The following is a 16,656-nucleotide window of genomic DNA, read 5'->3' as shown; positions in this document are numbered from 1 at the left end:
GGGCAAAAGGATGCACCCCGTCATTGTAATGTCAAACTGCGGGACCTAGGTCTTCGACGTCCAAACCTGCCCGCGCACCTTCGGCCGGGCCAATTCTGGAGGCATTGATGTTCGATCCCAAGAAGCTCCTCGACGATCTGCTCGGCTCGCAAATTCCTGGCACCGGATCGACCGTTCGCGACAAGGCTGGGCAGGCGGTGCAGATGGCCAAGGACAATCCGCTTGCCGCCGGTGCGCTGGCCGCGGTGCTGCTCGGAACCGGCCCAGGCCGTCAGGTCACCGGTGCGGCGGTGAAGCTTGGTGGGTTGGCTGCGATCGGCGGCCTCGCCTACAAGGCCTACCAGAACTACAAGAACGGCAACGCGCCGGCCGAGACGCAAGCTGCAGGCGAACCGGAATTGCTGCCGCCGCCGGCCGATACCGCCTTCCATCCGTCGCAAGCGCCGCAGGGCGAAGACGAATTCACGCTAACGCTGGTCAGGGCGATGATCTCGGCGGCGAAGGCCGACGGCCACGTCGATGACGAAGAGCGGCAGAAGATCGCCGGCAAGCTCAGCCTCGCCGGCGTCGGCGCCGAAGCGGAGAAATTCCTGATGTCGGAACTGGAGGCGCCGCTCGATCTGGATGTGCTGATCGCCGGGGCCAAGACCGATGCGCAAAAGCTGGAACTCTACACCGCCTCGCGTCTTGCCATCGATCCGGACACGCGGGCCGAACGCGGCTATCTCGACCTGCTTGCCGGCCGTCTCGGCTTGCCGGATGCGCTGGTCGACCATGTCGAGGCGACGGTGACGGCGGCGAAGGTGCCGGCAGTCAAGACCAAGGCCGGGACGGCGCCGAGCCCGAACTGGTAGAGTAGAAGGCTCCTCTCAGAGGCGCAGAGACCGGTCCAGTTCGCGGGCAACGTCAACGGTGGTCTCAGCCGTCCTGCTTTGTTAGATCAATCGGATAGGCCAGCATGTCGTTGCCATTCCCGCCGGTTTAGCTCAGGGATCAATCGCTTGGTTCCTCTCGAAAGGTCGGCAGGTTGCCGACCTTTCGAATTTGCGAATTCCTCTACATCCTTGGTTACCACTAGGGGTGGTCATCTTCGCGCGCGCTGGCATTCGCCTCGTGGTGAGTGTATGTGGTGCGGCGGGGGGCACTAAATTGAAAACTTTACCACAGGTCACAGCAACTGCCGAACAGCTACCACTCATCAGTCAAAATAGATTTGGTGTAGAGATTATATGTGGCGCTGCCGGTAGCGGCAAAACTTCGACAGCGCTGCTGCGATTGCGCTCACTCTGTTACATGTTCGCAGCGCGCCGGGCGCGTCGCGGGGATCAGAATCCAGTCCGAGTTCTCGTGCTCACTTTCAATCGAACTCTCGCTGGGTATGTGCGGTCTTTGGCTGAACATCAGATCGCCAGCGATCTCGAAGTTAATCTTGAAATAGAGACGTTTGGTCGATGGTCAATGTCGGCCTTGGGCTTTCCCACAGTCGAAAACGATCGCGCTAGGGCAGAGTTAAAAAGGCTAGCGCGAGGCTTCGGCGCGCTTTCACCCGACTATATCGTCAAGGAAGTGGAATATTTACTAGGGAGGTTCGAACCAGAAGATCTTGAACGCTACATCAATGCAGAGCGGACAGGCCGTGGGACCATGCCACGAGTTGATCGGAACCTGCGCAGACGCATCTTGGACGAAATGGTTTCGCCTTATCTTGAGTGGCTTGAAAGCGAAGGCGTGCTCGATTGGAATTCAGTTGCGGTTCAGATGACTCGTGACGTCGATCCCATTGGTTACGATGTAGTCATTGTCGACGAGAGTCAGGATTTTTCTGCCAATCAGCTTCGTGCGATCAGGCGACATTTAGCGGCGGATCACGCGGTCACGTTCGTTATAGACACGGTTCAGAGGATATATGCCCGCGGCTTCACTTGGGCAGAAGCCGGGTTTGATGTTCGTCCAGAGCGAGTCCATGTGCTGCGAGCCAATCACCGAAACACGGTGGAGATAGCTGCCTTTGCGGCAGCGATATTGAACGGCATTGGCATCGAAGGCGACGGGGTGCTCCCGAATCTTGAGGGTGCAACAGCTCATGGTCCGCTATCTACAGTGCTCTGTGGGCGGTACGCACTCCAAGCCCGTTGGGCGATTGATTTCATTCAGCGTGACGTCGATCTGGATAGAGATTCTGTGGCTTTTTTAAAGCCGCAGGGTGGAAATTGGTTTGGGCAAATCCGCACTTTGCTGACTGCAAATCGGATAGGCTATGCTGACATTACCCGGGAAGCAGAATGGCCTGAGGGGCCGGAAAATGTAGCGTTATCAACCTTCCATTCAGCAAAAGGGCTGGAATTCGACTACGTTTTTATTCTCGGATTTAATGATGAGAATACTCCTCACAGAGATGAGGAGTTAGATGACGAGGTATTTGTTCTCAGAAGGCTTTTAGCCGTAGCCGTCGCCCGTGCGCGAAAAGCGGTCATTGTTGGCTACAAACCCGGCGAGGAGTCGCGTCTCGTGCGTTATTTTGCTCCCGGCACGTACAATCTGGTCAACCTATGAGCATCCACGAGGTGATTGCCGCGCGCGAAATAACTGAGTTGCTTCATTTCACCACTAATAGAGGAATCGTTGGCACTCTCGCAAGCAACGCCCTCCTTTCCCGTTTCAAGCTCCCGCAGGATAAGTATTTGGAGCACGTTCTGCACGTCAATGCGGCAGTCCGACCCGAAGCGGCAGCATTTTTTGATAAGAGTCACAATTGGCTCGATTACGTGAATTTATCGATCTCGGAGATTAACGCTCGCTACTTCGCAGTGTCTAATCGATGGCACCATGATAAGGATGTGTGGTGGGGCATCTTAGGTTTTGATCCTCAGATTATGACTCACGAAGGCGTGGTTTTCGCGACTACCAATAATTCCTACGACTGCTGCATTCGACAAAGCGCCGTTGAAGGGCTCGAACGCCTATTTGCTCCCACAATTGACCGGAAGGGTACGTGGAAGGCTTGGCGAGGATCCCGTGGGGCGCGCCTTCCAACGTGCGAACAAGCTGAAGTGCTTTATCCGGCAGCGGTGTCGACGGAATTTCTGCGGCGTATTTACGTGAGAAAAGAGGAGCATCAAGACCAAGCGTCGGGCTGGCTGCGAGAGTTTGGCTATCGGGGCGTTGACGTTGTATTGTCCTCACAGAAATTCATTGGGAAGCCAAATTGAACACCGAGATCAAACCCTCAGTCCCCTATGGCGACATGGAGAAACATCGTGAGCGAGCCGTCGTGGGCTCTGCGTTGTGGGCAGCCGCAGGAGACGCCCTTGGCTGGATAACTGAGCTTTCGCGGGGACCCTCGGGCGTAGCACATCGTACAGGCTCATCAGAAGTAACTAGGCCCGTGAACTGGCGACGTCTGATCGGTGGAAGAAATGGTCCTCGCGTCGACCTGCCTGCAGGCACCTATTCGGATGATACGCAACTTAGGCTGGCAGTGTGTCGATCAATCAGAGGTGATGGCTCGTTCGATGTAGAGACGTTCGGAAAGATTGAGGTCACAGTCTGGCCAACCTATGCGCTCGGCGGTGGACTCGGGACAAAGGCGGCTGCTGTGAATCTATCTCGGCGGAGCGTCAATTGGTTCTCCAACTTCTTTGAAAGCGCGGGTCAGAAGTATGTGAATGGTGGCGGGAACGGCGCCGCCATGAGGATTCAGCCTCATGTTTGGTCGTCCTCGAACTTGGGTGACCGGATGCTGCTCAACGTATTGCGTGATGCCTTGGTCACCCATGGTCATCCGCATGGATTTTGCGGGGCAATGTTTCATGCTCTGTGTCTTTCGGACGCGATCAGTACCGGCCAAATCCCAGAGCCGAAAAGTTGGCATGGTTACATTGATCGCTTCAGCGATTTCGGTCGCTTCATCGGACTTGATCCTCAACTGTCGGCATTCTGGCAATCTGCATGGGCGAACGATGGAGGTATCCCGGTCACTCAGGCAATCGAGAAGATGATGAGTGAGGCTCGCTCCGATCTGGACGTGGTCCTGAAGCTCCTGGGAGAAAATACAAACCTGGCGTATCACGATTGCCTTGACGCTGTAGGCTGTCTAACGCCAAAATTTCGCGGCTCTGGCTTCAAGACGGCATTGGCAGCTGTCGTGCTAGCCTATCTTCATCGCAATCAAAATCCTAGCGTTGCGCTGGTGGTCGCTGCCAATGAATTGGAAAGCGATACTGACACAATCGCAACAATGGCTGGCGCGTTACTCGGAGCTGTTAGCGATCGTCTGCCAGAATGGCCCGTGCAGGATAGCAATTACATTGTTCAGGAGGCCCGCCGTCTGGCAGCAATCGCTCGCGGGGAACCGCAGGACAGTTTCTCCTATCCGGATCTTGGGCATTGGAATCCACCTGCGAAGCAAACCGCATCAATCGGGTGGCGGAAGGGAAAGCTCGCAATCGTCGGCCTCGGTATCCTTGAGCCATTGAGTGAGGAATATAGATCAGGCGACGCGGTGTGGCAGTGGCTGGCTCTGCCATTTGGGCAAACCATTCTCGCCAAACGCAAATCCAACCTGACAGATATGATCGCCGACTCGCAACTTCCCGGACCGCGTCAAAAAGCCAAGCCAACTCCACAGTCCACGAATGCCGGACCGACACCACCAAGCGTACGCGCGAGCGATTCGGCACGCGGCAGAGAGAGTATCCGCCAACAGGACTTGAGTACGCCGGCCAAGAGAATTACACGTAACGACATAGACGCTTGGACAGATGAGGTCATTCATTCAAATTTCGATGATCTTGCTCTGGGGCGTTTGTTGAACCTTTGCATTGATGCCACGGGTTCTGTCGATGCTGCGGTTGCCTTTTCGGCGATAGTAGCAAAAGCTAAGCTTGCTCGACAGAGGAGACGTTCGTAACTCGCAGCTGAGTTAACCTATCGTTAACCGAGGAAGCGCATCATTTAAGGCAGTCGGATCGGCTTTCCTCCTCCCATGCCCGGTTCGGATCAGGGGCGGTCGCCAACGGCCGCCCTTTTTGTGAGCACAGGCTTTGGGCCGGCTTGCCATGGTTCCCGTCATTTGCGATGCCTCATCCCTTTCAGGGAGTACAGCCATGACCGACTATAAAACCGCCATCGTCACCGGCGCCGGCACGGGCATCGGCAAGAGCGTCGCCACAGCGCTGCTCAAGGCCGGCTGGAATACGGTCTTCTGCGGTCGCCGCAAGCCGGTGCTGGAGGATGCGATCGCCGCGGCCGGGCCGACGCGGGCCAAGGCATTGGCCTTCGCCTGCGACATCAGCAAGGCCGATCAGGTCGACGATCTGTTCGAGACGGTGGCAGCGGCTTTCGGGCGCGTCGACCTGCTCTTCAACAATGCCGGCACGAGCTACAAATCGACATTGATCGACGACATCCCGGTCGAAGTGTGGAACGATATCGTCGGGGTCAATCTCACCGGCTCGTTCCTGTGTGCTCGCGCCGCGTTCGGCGCCATGCGCAGGCAGCAGCCGATGGGCGGCCGCATCATCAACAACGGCTCGGTATCGGCCTATGCGCCACGGCCGGGCTCGGTGCCCTATACGGCGACCAAGCACGCCATCACCGGGCTGACCAAGACGCTGGCGCTGGACGGCAGGCCCTTCGACATTGCTTGCGGTCAGATCGACATCGGCAACGCGCTGACCGACATGGCGCAAGCGATGACGGTCGGCGTGCCGCAAGCCAACGGCACCATTGCCGCCGAAGCGGTGATGGATGTCGAGCGCGTCGCCGATGCGGTCCTCCATATGGCCAGCCTGCCGCTCGACGCCAACGTGCTGTTCATGACCGTGATGGCGACGAAGATGCCATTTGTCGGGCGGGGCTAAATTAGTCTCACCCGGTGAAATCAGGGCCGGGTGACCGGAAGCGGCACGCCGGGTAAATATAGCGAAATCGGGCGGATTTCGTAGACGGCGGTCGGATTGACGCGGCGAAGGTCGCGCGCAATGTCGATGGCGGCGTCACGGTTGGCGCAGTCGACGACATAGAGCCCCAGCAATTGTTCCTTGGTCTCGGCGAAGGGGCCGTCGATAACCATTCCGGTGCCTGGCCCGCGCAAGGTGCAGGCGTCTTGTGTCGCGCCGAGCCGGGCCGCCGGCCCAAGGGTGCCTTGGCGGTAGAGCCGATCGTTGATCTGGAGAAGATCGGTCATCAGCGCCGCATCCTGCTCAGGCGTCAGTGCCGTAATCGCTTCTTCCTCGTGATAGGCAAGAATGGCATAGAACATCTGGCGTCTCCTTTCGTCGTCCTCACTTTGCCAGAAACGTCTCGATCCGCTCCAGCGCGCGCAGGATGTTCTCTTCGGAATTCGCGTAGGACAGCCTGACATAGCCTTCGCCGAGAATGCCGAAATCGGGGCCGCCGATCAGCGCCACGCCGGCATCCTCGAGCAGCGCCGAGGCGAGCTTCTTGGCCTTCCAGCCGGTCTTGGAAACATTGGGGAAGGCATAGAAGGCGCCTTTCGGCGTGATGCATGAAACGCCCGGCAAGGCATTCAACCCCTCGACCACGACCTTCCTGCGGCGGTCGAAGGCGCGCATCATCCTGTCGACGTCGTCCTGCGGGCCGTCGATGGCGGCTATGCCGGCATACTGGCTCGGCGCGTTGACGCAGGACCAGCAATTGACCGCCAGCTTGCGCACCTTGTCGTAGAGATGCGCGCCCTTGTCGCCATTCGGCCAGATCGACCAGCCCATGCGCCAACCGGTCATCGCCCAGGTCTTCGACCAGCCGTTGAGCACGATCAGCCGGTCGCGGATTTCGGGGAAGGCGAGCAGCGAGCAGTGCGTCTCGCCGTCATAGGTCATCACGTCGTAGATCTCGTCGGAGAGGATGGCAACGTCCGGGTGCGCTTGCAGCCCCCTGACCAGCTTTTCGATCTCGGCGCGAGGCGTGACGCCGCCGGTCGGATTGGCGGGCGAGTTGAGGATCAGCAGCCTGGTCTTCGGGGTGATCAGCGCCAAGGTCTCCGCAGCCGAAAAGGCAAAGCCGTTCTCCTCGCGCATCGGCACCGGGATGGGGGCAGCGCCGGTGAACTCGATCATCGAGCGGTAGATCGGAAAGCCGGGATCGGGATAGAGGATTTCGGCACCCGGCTCGCCGAACATCAGGATGGCCGCGAACATGGTCGGCTTGCCGCCGGGCAGGATCATCACCGCTTCCGGCGAGACTTCGACGCCGGTGGTGGCCAGCGTGCGGCGGACCACCGCTTCGCGCGTCGCCAGCAGGCCGTTGGCCGGCGTATAGCCGTGATGGCCGTCGCGCAGCGCCTTGATCGCCGCCTCGACGATATGCTGCGGCGTCTTGAAGTCGGGCTGGCCGATGCCGAGATTGACGATGTCGCGGCCTTGATGGGCAAGTGCCGTGGCGCGCGCCAGCACCGCGAACGCATTTTCCTCGCCGAGGCGGTCGAAGGCCGAAATCGTGTGGAGCATTTTTCCCGTCCGTGTGGTTCTTTCAGCGAGCGTGCGTTTTTGTGAGCGTCCGCCCGAAAAAGTCAACGGATCGGAGCTTCGCGTGTCGGAAAATCTCAAGAATTGGCAACCGCGCCCGCGGCCGGAACGCAAGGTGCTGGAGGGACGAACTGTCAGGCTTGAGCCGCTTAACGCTGAAAAGCACGGCGACGGCTTGTTTGAAGCATCTTCGGTGCCCGACATAGATGGCCGCTTCGCCTGGCTGCCCGACTACCCCCCGCAGACCCGTGCCGCCTTCCAGCCCTGGCTGGACAAGGCCGAAGCCAGCGAGGACCCGCTGTTCTTCACCGTCATCGACAAGGCCAGCGGAAAAATTGCCGGACGCCAGACGCTGATGCGCATCGACGCCGCCTATGGCGTGATCGAGATCGGCAACATCTATTGGGGTCCGCTGATCTCGCGTAAGCCGGCGGCGACGGAAGCGCAGTTCCTATTCATGAAATACATCTTCGATGAGCTTGGCTATCGCCGCTACGAATGGAAATGCAACAACCGCAACGAGCCGTCGAAGCGCGCGGCGGAACGTTTCGGCTTCAAGTTCGAGGGCATTTTCCGCCAGCATCTTGTGGTCAAGGGCGAAAACCGCGATACCGCGTGGTACTCGATCATCGACAAAGAGTGGCCGGCATTGCGCAGAGCCTATGAGGCATGGCTCGATCCGGCCAATTTCGAGGGCGACGGCCGGCAGAAGCGACGGCTCGAGGATTTTCGCGCTGAGTTCGGCGCCTGACCATGATCCCGAAAAGTGGACGCCGGTTTTCGGATAAGATCATGGTCAAACATGAAGACAGAGCCTCCGTCCCGGGTCTGCCGGGATGGATCAGGCTCTAGCAGGAGCTCATAGATGGCGCATACCCACGACCATGCTGCGCAGGGCCACGACCACAGCCATGGCGCAGGTGATGTGCACGGCTCGACCGACAAGAAGCGCGTGCTGATCGCTGCTTGCTTGACCGCCGGCTTCATGGTTGCGGAGACGCTGGGCGCCATCTTCACCGGCTCATTGGCGCTGCTGGCGGATGCCGGCCATATGCTTGCCGATTGCGTCGCGCTCGGCCTGGCCTGGTATGCCTTTCATCTTGCGAGCCGGCCGGCGACCGTGCGCCTCACCTACGGTTTCGGCCGGGTCAAGACGCTGGTCGCCTACACCAACGGCATCGCCATCTTCGCCATTGCGCTGTGGATCGTCTACGAGGCTTGGGGCCGCTTGCTAGCGCCGGCTCCGGTGCTCGGCGGGCCGATGCTGGTCGTCGCGATCGCCGGCCTGCTGGTCAATCTCGGCTCGTTCTACGTGCTGCACGGCGGCGACCGCGGCAGCCTGAATATGCGCGGCGCCATTTTGCATGTGCTGGGCGATCTGCTCGGCTCGGCGGCGGCGATCGTCGCGGCGCTGGTGATCCTGGCGACGGGCTGGACACCTATCGATCCGATCCTGTCGGTCCTGGTCTCGCTGCTGATCCTGTCCACGGCCTGGTCGCTGATGCGCGAGGCTGCCCACGTCCTGCTCGAAGGCGTGCCTGCAAGCCTCGACCGCGACCTGATCGCGAGGGACATCGAAGGTTCGATCAAGGGCGTGCGCGAGGTACATCACATGCATGTCTGGTCGCTCGACGGCTCCAGCAACATGGCGACGTTGCATGCCTGCCTCAATGACGGCGTCGACGCGCATATGGCGGTAAGCGCGATCAAGAAGCGGCTTGCGGCGGAACATGGCATAGCCCATGCCACGGTCGAACCGGAATTCGGTCAATGTGCAGACAGACATGAGTATGATGACGAGCACGAGCATGCGCATGACACGGCAGCGCACCGCGGCCATTATCACTGACTTCGGGAGTTCTGGGCATTGGCAACGATCGACATGAACTCTCGCCGCCCTGGTGCCGCGTGATGGACCGCGACACTCGCAATGCGGCGATCGGCGCCGCCTGGGTTTTGCTGCTGTTCGGCATCGCAGCCTATAATCTTCCAACAGTGATGCTGGCGGTCGGCAAGATCTCGACGGTTCTTGCCGGCGTCGTCGCGGCGATCTTCATGGTGGCAATCTTCGTCGTGTTCTGGCTGCGTAGCCGCAGCCAGCGCAAAAAGGGAAAGTGACATGCGCATTCTGATTACCGGCGCGGCAGGCATGGTCGGCCGCAAACTCATCGCCAGGTTGGCCAAGGACGGGGCGCTCGGCGGCCGCAAGATCGCCGCGCTCGATCTTCACGATATCGTGCCGCCGCAAGCACCGGTGCTCGAAGGTGTCAGCATTACCCCCCACACCGGCGACCTTGCCGCGCCGGGCGCGACGACAAATCTGGTCGCGCTGCGCCCCGACGTGATCTTTCATCTCGCCGGCGTGGTGTCGGGCGAGGCGGAGGCCAATTTCGATCTCGGCTACCGCGTCAATCTCGACGGCACAAGGGCGCTGTTCGATGCCATAAGGCTGGCGGGGTTTGCGCCGCGCGTCGTCTTCACCTCGTCGATCGCCGTGTTCGGCGCACCGTTTCCCGACGTCATTCCGGACGAGTTCCACCCGACGCCGCTGACCTCCTACGGCACGCAGAAGCTGATCGGCGAGGCGCTGCTTGCCGACTATACGCGCCGCGGTTTCTTCGACGGCATCGGCATCAGGCTGCCGACCATCTGCGTCAGGCCGGGAAAGCCGAACAAGGCGGCCTCGGGCTTCTTCTCCGGCATCATCCGCGAGCCGCTGAGCGGCCATGAAGCGATCCTGCCGGTGCCGCGCTCGGTCATCCATACACACGCCAGCCCGCGTTCGGCGGTGAATTTCCTGATCCATGCGGCTCAGATCGACGGTGCCGCCGTCGGACCGCGCCGCAACCTGACGATGCCGGGCGTCGCCGTCAGCGTCGGCGAGCAGATCGAAGCGCTGGAGCGTGTCGCCGGCGCCAAGGCGGTGAAACTGATCCGCGAGGAGCCCGACGAGACGATCTGGGCTATCGTCAAGGGCTGGCCGACACGCTTCGAGGCGCAGCGCTCGAGGGACCTTGGCTTTGCCGCCGAGACGAGCTTCGACGAGATCATACGCGTCCATATCGAGGACGAGTTGGGCGGCAATATCCCTAGTTAAAGCGCTCCGATCGGACGCAACGAGGTCAGGCGCCGGTCAGGCTGGCCGAGAGCAGCAGCAGGCCGAACAGGAAGACGAAGGCGACGCCGCCGATCTCGACGAAGGAATGGATGCGGTTGCCCATGCGGCCGTCGCCGGCGAAATACACCGCCCAGTTCTTGGCGGTCACCGCAAGCGTTGCCAGGGCCGAGACGGTGATTGCGGTGCCGAGGGCCATGGCCAGCACCGACAGGATGCCGCCGAACCATAGCCCGTTCAGCAAGGCGAAGCTCAGCACGATCAGCGCGCCGGAGCAGGGGCGGATGCCGACGGCAGCGACAGCCGACCAGGCCGTGCGCCAATCGAAGCGATCGCCGGAAAGCAGCGCCGGGTCGGGCGCATGCGAGTGGCCGCAGGTCTCGCAGACCTCGCCCGCCGCATGGCTGTGGTGATCGTGCGCAGCATGGGCGTGGTCGTGTGCGCCGTGGTCATGATGGTCGTGCGCATGGTCGTGATCGTCATGCGCATGAAGCGCGTGGGAATGTGCCGCATGGGCATGCGCGGAATGTGAATGGCCGGCATGTGAATGGCCGGCATGGGCAGCCGAGAGGCTGTAGCCGGGGCTTGCGCCGAACAGGCGAAGGATGGCCGGGCCGGCCTTGCGCCAAAGCAGCCAGGCGCCGAACAGGGTGACGAAGACATAGCTCATGATTTCGAGGAACCATGCGGCGTCGGTCATCGATATCGCGGTGCCGCGCAACACGAAATAGGCGAGCAGCATCACCACGATCGCGGTCAGCGCCTGCAGCAGGGCCGAGACGAAGGACAGCATGATGCCGCGCTTGAGCGCCACCTCATTGGCCACCATGTAGGACGAGATCACCGCCTTGCCGTGACCGGGGCCGGCGGCGTGGAAAATGCCATAGGCAAAGGACAGGCCGATGAGCAGCCACAGCCTGCTGCCATCCTGGCGCATCGCCTTCATCGCGCCGGCAAGCGCATGATAGAATTCCTGCTGGCGCAGATTGATCCACATCAGGATGTGGGCGAACGGGCCGGTGGCGGTTGGAGCCATGCCGTCATTGGTGCCGATGCCCAGCGAACTCTGGGCGTGGGCGGAGCCGAGAAAGTGCGTCATCACAAAGGCGGCGGCCAGAAGACCGAATGCCAAACGCAGGGACGGTTTCGCCACTGGATCTATCCTTCCGGCTGACAGGTCAGTTCGAGCTTGGTGGCAAAGATCTTGCTCATGTCGGTACCTGTCGGATCGTTGAAGAAGGCCTCGGTCAGGGTCTTCTGGTTTTCGGCGATCGCCTCGTCCGGGTTGGGGCGGACAACCTTGCTGGTGCAGGCCGGCGGCAAGCCATCGACCTGCAGATTGGCATCCTCGGTGAAATCGATCGCGGTGTAGAAGGTCGGATCGTAGACGCCGATATCGATCTTGCCGCTAAGTTTGATCGGCACCTTCGGTTCGGATTCAAACAGGATGATCAGCTGGTCATTATCGAAATTGGCCATCAGATGCGGCGGCGGGGTCATTGCCACGTCCTTGCCGTCGACGGTGACGAGCTGGAAGTAGTTGAATTCGGCAAGCGAGGCATGGACGGTGTCGGCAACATCCTTCAGCTCCTTGTCGTCGAGCTTCAGGTCGGAATTCTTGTCGAACTCCATCATCACCGTGCTCGAAAACAAATCGTCGAACCGCCAGACATGGCGCAATGCCTTCACAGTTTGGTGATCCGGGCCCAGGACCACTTCGAGGCGGGCTTCGGCGAAGACGTGGGGATGCACCTCAGCCGGTCCGACGGCGGCAAACGTCGCGGTCAAGGCCGAAGCCAGCATGATGGCTTGCTGTTTCAGGTGCATTCTCGGTCGCGATTCAATCGGCTTCGGTGAATTGCCGACAGTTACCAGAAAGGGGGCGAAAATGGGACCGCAAGGCGGCTGAAAGCTCATGCGTTGTCCAGCGCCTTGAACCACTGCACCAGGAAGTCGACGAAAACGCGAACTTTCGCAGGCAGATAGCGCCGGTGCGGATAGACGGCGAAAATGCCGCCACCAGGCAGGATGCGGTCATCCAGCGCAGTCACCAGCTTGCCGCTTTCGATGTCGGGCGCGGCGATGAAATCCGGCAGGATGGAAAACCCCAAGCCCGCCACGGCCGCCGCCCTTGCCGTCATCGGGCTGTTGACCTCCATCGGGCCGGAGACCGAAACGCTCACCGTATCGCCACTGTCGCCCTTGAAAGGCCAGTTGGTCAGCCAGCGGCCATTGGTGTCGATAATGCAAGGCACACGCGCAAGATCCTGCGGCCTGACCGGCATGCCGTGCTTGGCGATCAGCTCGGGAGACGCGCAAAGCCGCACCGAAAACGGCGCCAGGCGCCTGGCGATCAACGAGGAATTTTCCAGCCGCGAAATGCGCACCGCCAGATCGAAGCCCTCCTCGACCAGATCGACGAAACGGTCGTCGAGTTGAACGTCGAGTACGATATCGGGATGCTGCTTGGCGAAGTCGATCAGCGACTGGCCGATCGGCGCGTCGGCGAAAGTGCGCGGCGCCGATAGCTTGATCCTGCCGCGCACGTCGCCGGAGGATTCGCGCACCGCATCGGCAAGGCTGTCGACCTCGCGCACGATCTCCGAGGCGCGCCGGTAATAGGTGTGGCCCGCCTCGGTCAGGGAGAACTGCCTGGTGGTCCGGTTGAGCAGCAGTGCGCCGAGTTCGTCCTCCAGTTCGCGCACATATTTCGACAGCAGCGCCTTCGAGCGGCCGATCTTGCGCGCCGCCGCCGAAAAGCCTTCGGCCTCGACCACGTCGATGAAGGCGCGCATGCGGGTCAGCGTATCCATGTCATGCGCCTCCTTGGTGGGCTGAAAGGATGCGGGCGGCCAGCGCAATCAACTGCCGGTCGCTGTTCTTCGGACCGAGCAGCGAAAGCCCGAACGGCGCCCCGCCGACCTTGCCGAGCGGCAGCGTGATCTGCGGAAAGCCGGACAGGCCGGAAAGACACAGCAATCTCAGCGCGCGCTCGCGATAGGCCTGCAAATCGTCGAATGACGCGGCCTTGAGCGGCGCGGCACCCGGCGCGGTCGGCAGCACAAGAACGCCGTCATCGCCAAGCAGGCCGGCAAGCGCGAGGCGAAACGAAACGCGACGTTCCGTTTCACGTTGTGCGGTTGCCGCGTCGATGGTCGCGCCGTGCTCGAAACGCTCCTTGACCCCGGGTCCGAGCATGCGGTCGCCGCCGGCGATCCAGGCGCCGTGACTTTGCCAGGCTTCATAGCCTTGCAGCTTGCGGAAGCACCAATAGAGATCGTCGGTGGAATGCGACAGCGGGCCGACGGTGCGCGGTGCGCCCAGCACGGACGCGACACTGCGGACCATGGCGCGATATTCCGCGGCCTCCAGCGTGCCGAGCACGAGGCCGTCCAGTGCATCGAGAGCGATGGGGCGCCTCAGTTCGTGGCGATGCGGATCGTCGCCGAGCAGCAGCGTGCCGACCTTTTCATAGATGACGATGTCGCTTGCGAACCAGCCGAACGTGTCCAGCGAAGGCGCCAGCGGCATGGCGCCGTCGAGCGAGATGCGGCCATGCGTCGTCCTCAGGCCGATCAGGCCGCAGAAGCTTGCCGGCGCACGGATCGAGCCGCCGGTGTCGGACCCGGTGGCGATGTCGGCCAGCCCGCCGGCGACTGCCGCGGCAGAACCAGAGGACGAGCCGCCGGTGACGCGGTCGGGTGCTGCCGGGTTGACCGGCGACGGGAAATGCGCGTTCAACCCAAGCAGGGAAAATGCGAGTTCGTCGGTCTGCGTCTTGCCGACGAAGCGCGCGCCCGAATCAAGCAGCGCCTGGACGGCCGGCGCGGTCGCCATGGCCGGTGAAGCGTCCCGGTACTTCTGCGGGTTGCCGCAGCCGGTGCGGTAGCCGGCGACGTCGAAGATGTCCTTGACGGCCAGCCGCAAGCCGGCAAGCGGGCCGGATTGCGCATTGGCTACAGGGATTGGATCAAGGTCGAGAAAAGCGTTCAGCGGGCCGCGAGTGCCTGTCATGCGTTCGATATCCGGATGTGCTTGCCGCAGCATTTTTCTTCTGGTTGCCGCAGCATTGTTCGATGCCACAAATTTTACAACCTGCCATACGATTTTTATTGATTGTGAAATCTTTCGATCTTATATCGCGCTTGCCCAAAGTCGCACGTGCGTGTGGGTGTCCGCCGATCCTCGAATGGTGAGGGCAATCGGTAAGGTAACTGGAGCCAACCCCTCCAGTCGGTTTAGCGGCCAACCGCCAACCGAGGACACCTTGAAGCAACGACGGTGCGGGCCTTTCTGGTGTTCTGCCGGTCGTCCAAAGACCGGGGTTACTGAAGAGGCACACCTTCATTGCCGGCAGTGCGGACGGGCCTCCCATCCAAGCCAAGGCAGACAAAGCGAACCGAGGCCGGGCAAGGCCAAGGTTCACCGCCGCGAGACGGCGCTTCATGGTTCCGGGGTCTCCACCGGCTGGTTCCATGGATTTGACGTCCCGCCTTTGTCCACCGCGTGTTCGCGAGGCCGAGAGCCCGCGTCCGCAAGCCTTTGTGCGCGCCGAAAGGCGCTGATGGAGAGACCCGATGGCTACCCAGCGCATCCTTGACTTTCTCGCCACCCGACGTCCAAACGGCCCGTGCCTCGTCGTCGACCTCGATGTCGTGCGCGACAATTTCCGCGCCTTCGAGAAGGCGCTTCCCGATTCCAAGATCTACTATGCGGTGAAAGCAAATCCGGCGCCGGAAATCCTGCGCCTGCTTGCTGCGATGGGCTCGTCCTTCGACACCGCTTCCGTTGCCGAAGTCGAGATGGCGATGGACGCCGGTGCGCCGGCGGACCGCATCTCCTTCGGCAACACCATCAAGAAGGAGCGCGACATCCAGCGCGCCTACCAGCTCGGCATCCGGCTGTTTGCGGTGGACTGCGTCGAGGAAGTCGAGAAGATCGCACGTGCTGCTCCCGGCGCCCGTGTGTTCTGCCGCGTCCTGACCGACGGCGAGGGCGCCGAATGGCCGCTGTCGCGCAAGTTCGGCTGTGTGCCGGCGATGGCGGTCGACGTGCTGCGCCATGCCAAGGCGCTCGGCCTCGACGCCCATGGCGTGTCGTTCCATGTCGGCTCGCAGCAGACCGACCTGACTGCCTGGGATCGCGCGCTCGCCGATGCCAAGAAGGTGTTCGCGACGCTGGCCGACGAAGGCATCGTGCTGAAGATGGTCAATATGGGCGGCGGCTTCCCGACCCGCTATCTCAGGGATGTGCCGGTGGCTCAGGCCTATGGCCAGGCGATCTTCTCGGCGCTCAGGAAGCATTTCGGCAACGCCATCCCCGAGACGATCATCGAGCCGGGCCGCGGCATGGTCGGCAATGCCGGGGTGATCAAATCGGAGGTCGTGCTGATCTCGAAGAAGGCCGACAACGACAATGTGCGCTGGGTGTTCCTCGACATCGGCAAGTTCGGCGGTCTCGCCGAGACAATGGACGAGGCGATCCGCTATCCGATCGTCACCGCGCATGACGGCAGCGAGACCGCGCCTTGCGTGCTCGCCGGCCCGACCTGCGATTCGGCCGACGTGATGTATGAAAAGACGCCGTATCCGCTGCCCTTGTCACTGACCATCGGCGACGAGGTGCTGATCGAGGGCACCGGCGCCTACACGACGACCTACGCCTCGGTCGCCTTCAACGGCTTCGAGCCTCTCCGATCCTACGTGATCTGAAGGCTTCGGCCCTCAGATCACCCCGAGGTGGGCGCCTTTCGCCTGCCCGGGTTCGCCTGTGGAACAGATCTCCGCTCGTGAAGGATCGCGGAAATGGACATTGTAGATTTCATTGTTGAAGGCGCCTGGCTGGTCTCCCCCCTTGAGGGGGAGATGGCCGCGAAGCGGCCAGAGGGGGTCGGTTCGGCTGCGTCGACCTCTCTTGGACTGTGCGGGGCCAGCGCTTCACGCGCGGCAACCCCCTCTGTCGCCTGCGGCGACATCTCCCCCTCAAGGGGGTGTTTGGACCGGGGACATCGCGAACAGGTGTGCGAGGACATCGCGAACAGTTTGGCGCGCTTTG

The 16,656-nt window shown here is 61.4% G+C and carries 16 protein-coding genes and 1 pseudogene; 11 read left to right on the top strand and 6 right to left on the bottom strand.

Features of this window, described 5'->3' with window-relative positions; genetic code table 11:
• The first annotated feature begins 107 nt into the window (after positions 1-107).
• The 5 genes from NKH42_RS24505 to NKH42_RS24485 all read left to right on the top strand — a co-directional run bounded on the left by NKH42_RS24505 (position 108) and on the right by NKH42_RS24485 (position 5,861).
• Positions 108-854 carry a tellurite resistance TerB family protein gene (locus tag NKH42_RS24505; protein ID WP_352752544.1) on the top strand — a complete coding sequence of 249 codons (747 nt, stop codon included), beginning with the start codon at positions 108-110 and terminating at the stop codon, positions 852-854.
• A gap of 226 nt (positions 855-1,080) precedes the next feature.
• Positions 1,081-2,553 carry a 3'-5' exonuclease gene (locus tag NKH42_RS24500; protein ID WP_352752542.1) on the top strand — a complete coding sequence of 491 codons (1,473 nt, stop codon included), beginning with the start codon at positions 1,081-1,083 and terminating at the stop codon, positions 2,551-2,553.
• Positions 2,550-3,209 (top strand): DarT ssDNA thymidine ADP-ribosyltransferase family protein, encoded by a 660-nt coding sequence (locus NKH42_RS24495; RefSeq protein WP_352752540.1) that lies wholly within the window; start codon positions 2,550-2,552, stop codon positions 3,207-3,209. The genes NKH42_RS24500 and NKH42_RS24495 overlap by 4 nt, the downstream gene beginning before the upstream one ends.
• The gene (locus tag NKH42_RS24490) at positions 3,206-4,909 is read left to right on the top strand and encodes an ADP-ribosylglycohydrolase family protein (protein ID WP_352752538.1); all 1,704 of its coding nucleotides are present in this window, start codon (positions 3,206-3,208) and stop codon (positions 4,907-4,909) included. Before NKH42_RS24495 ends, NKH42_RS24490 begins: the two co-directional genes overlap by 4 nt.
• A 196-nt stretch (positions 4,910-5,105) precedes the next feature.
• The gene (locus NKH42_RS24485) at positions 5,106-5,861 is read left to right on the top strand and encodes an SDR family oxidoreductase (RefSeq protein ID WP_352688061.1); all 756 of its coding nucleotides are present in this window, start codon (positions 5,106-5,108) and stop codon (positions 5,859-5,861) included.
• 20 nt (positions 5,862-5,881) lie between these two features.
• Here the strand turns inward: NKH42_RS24485 and NKH42_RS24480 are convergent, their stop codons facing one another.
• Positions 5,882-6,262: a YciI family protein gene (locus NKH42_RS24480; protein ID WP_254816974.1), complete on the bottom strand. Its 381-nt coding sequence runs from the start codon at positions 6,260-6,262 to the stop codon at positions 5,882-5,884.
• A gap of 22 nt (positions 6,263-6,284) precedes the next feature.
• Positions 6,285-7,469 (bottom strand): pyridoxal phosphate-dependent aminotransferase, encoded by a 1,185-nt coding sequence (locus NKH42_RS24475; RefSeq protein WP_352752536.1) that lies wholly within the window; start codon positions 7,467-7,469, stop codon positions 6,285-6,287.
• 82 nt (positions 7,470-7,551) lie between these two features.
• Between NKH42_RS24475 and NKH42_RS24470 the strand changes: the two genes are divergently transcribed.
• The 4 genes from NKH42_RS24470 (at position 7,552) to denD (ending at position 10,584) form a co-directional block, all read left to right on the top strand.
• Entirely contained in the window at positions 7,552-8,238 is a 687-nt protein-coding gene (locus NKH42_RS24470; RefSeq protein WP_352647573.1) for a GNAT family N-acetyltransferase, read from the top strand.
• A 114-nt stretch (positions 8,239-8,352) separates the two neighbouring features.
• Entirely contained in the window at positions 8,353-9,336 is a 984-nt protein-coding gene (locus tag NKH42_RS24465; RefSeq protein WP_352736981.1) for a cation diffusion facilitator family transporter, read from the top strand.
• Between the two features lie 62 nt (positions 9,337-9,398).
• Positions 9,399-9,605: a hypothetical protein gene (locus NKH42_RS24460; protein WP_254816978.1), complete on the top strand. Its 207-nt coding sequence runs from the start codon at positions 9,399-9,401 to the stop codon at positions 9,603-9,605.
• 1 nt (position 9,606) lies between these two features.
• Complete coding sequence (denD, locus tag NKH42_RS24455; RefSeq protein WP_352702815.1) at positions 9,607-10,584, top strand: D-erythronate dehydrogenase; 978 nt, start codon at positions 9,607-9,609, stop codon at positions 10,582-10,584.
• A 25-nt stretch (positions 10,585-10,609) separates the two neighbouring features.
• Here the strand turns inward: denD and NKH42_RS24450 are convergent, their stop codons facing one another.
• The 4 genes from NKH42_RS24450 to NKH42_RS24435 all read right to left on the bottom strand — a co-directional run bounded on the left by NKH42_RS24450 (position 10,610) and on the right by NKH42_RS24435 (position 14,616).
• A complete protein-coding gene (locus NKH42_RS24450) occupies positions 10,610-11,764 on the bottom strand; it encodes a nickel/cobalt transporter (protein WP_352752581.1) in 1,155 nt (384 codons plus the stop codon).
• Entirely contained in the window at positions 11,761-12,429 is a 669-nt protein-coding gene (locus NKH42_RS24445) for a DUF1007 family protein (RefSeq protein WP_254816980.1), read from the bottom strand. The genes NKH42_RS24450 and NKH42_RS24445 overlap by 4 nt, the downstream gene beginning before the upstream one ends.
• Positions 12,430-12,515: 86 nt before the next feature.
• Positions 12,516-13,415, bottom strand: a complete 900-nt coding sequence (locus NKH42_RS24440) for a LysR family transcriptional regulator (RefSeq protein WP_352688077.1) — start codon at positions 13,413-13,415, stop codon at positions 12,516-12,518.
• Position 13,416: 1 nt separating this feature from the next.
• On the bottom strand, positions 13,417-14,616 hold the full coding sequence (locus tag NKH42_RS24435) for an amidase (RefSeq protein ID WP_352752534.1): 1,200 nt from the start codon (positions 14,614-14,616) through the stop codon (positions 13,417-13,419).
• A 563-nt stretch (positions 14,617-15,179) separates the two neighbouring features.
• On the opposite strand from NKH42_RS24435, the gene odc2 reads away from it, so the two are divergent.
• On the top strand, positions 15,180-16,313 hold the full coding sequence (gene odc2 / locus NKH42_RS24430) for an ornithine/lysine decarboxylase (RefSeq protein ID WP_352506312.1): 1,134 nt from the start codon (positions 15,180-15,182) through the stop codon (positions 16,311-16,313).
• A 93-nt stretch (positions 16,314-16,406) separates the two neighbouring features.
• A pseudogene (locus NKH42_RS24425) lies at positions 16,407-16,656 on the top strand (hypothetical protein); the annotation flags it as partial.

This window comes from Mesorhizobium sp. M1142, from assembly GCF_040318565.1.
Classification (GTDB): Bacteria; Pseudomonadota; Alphaproteobacteria; order Rhizobiales; family Rhizobiaceae; genus Mesorhizobium.
This window is presented reverse-complemented; position numbering and strand designations above follow the sequence as displayed.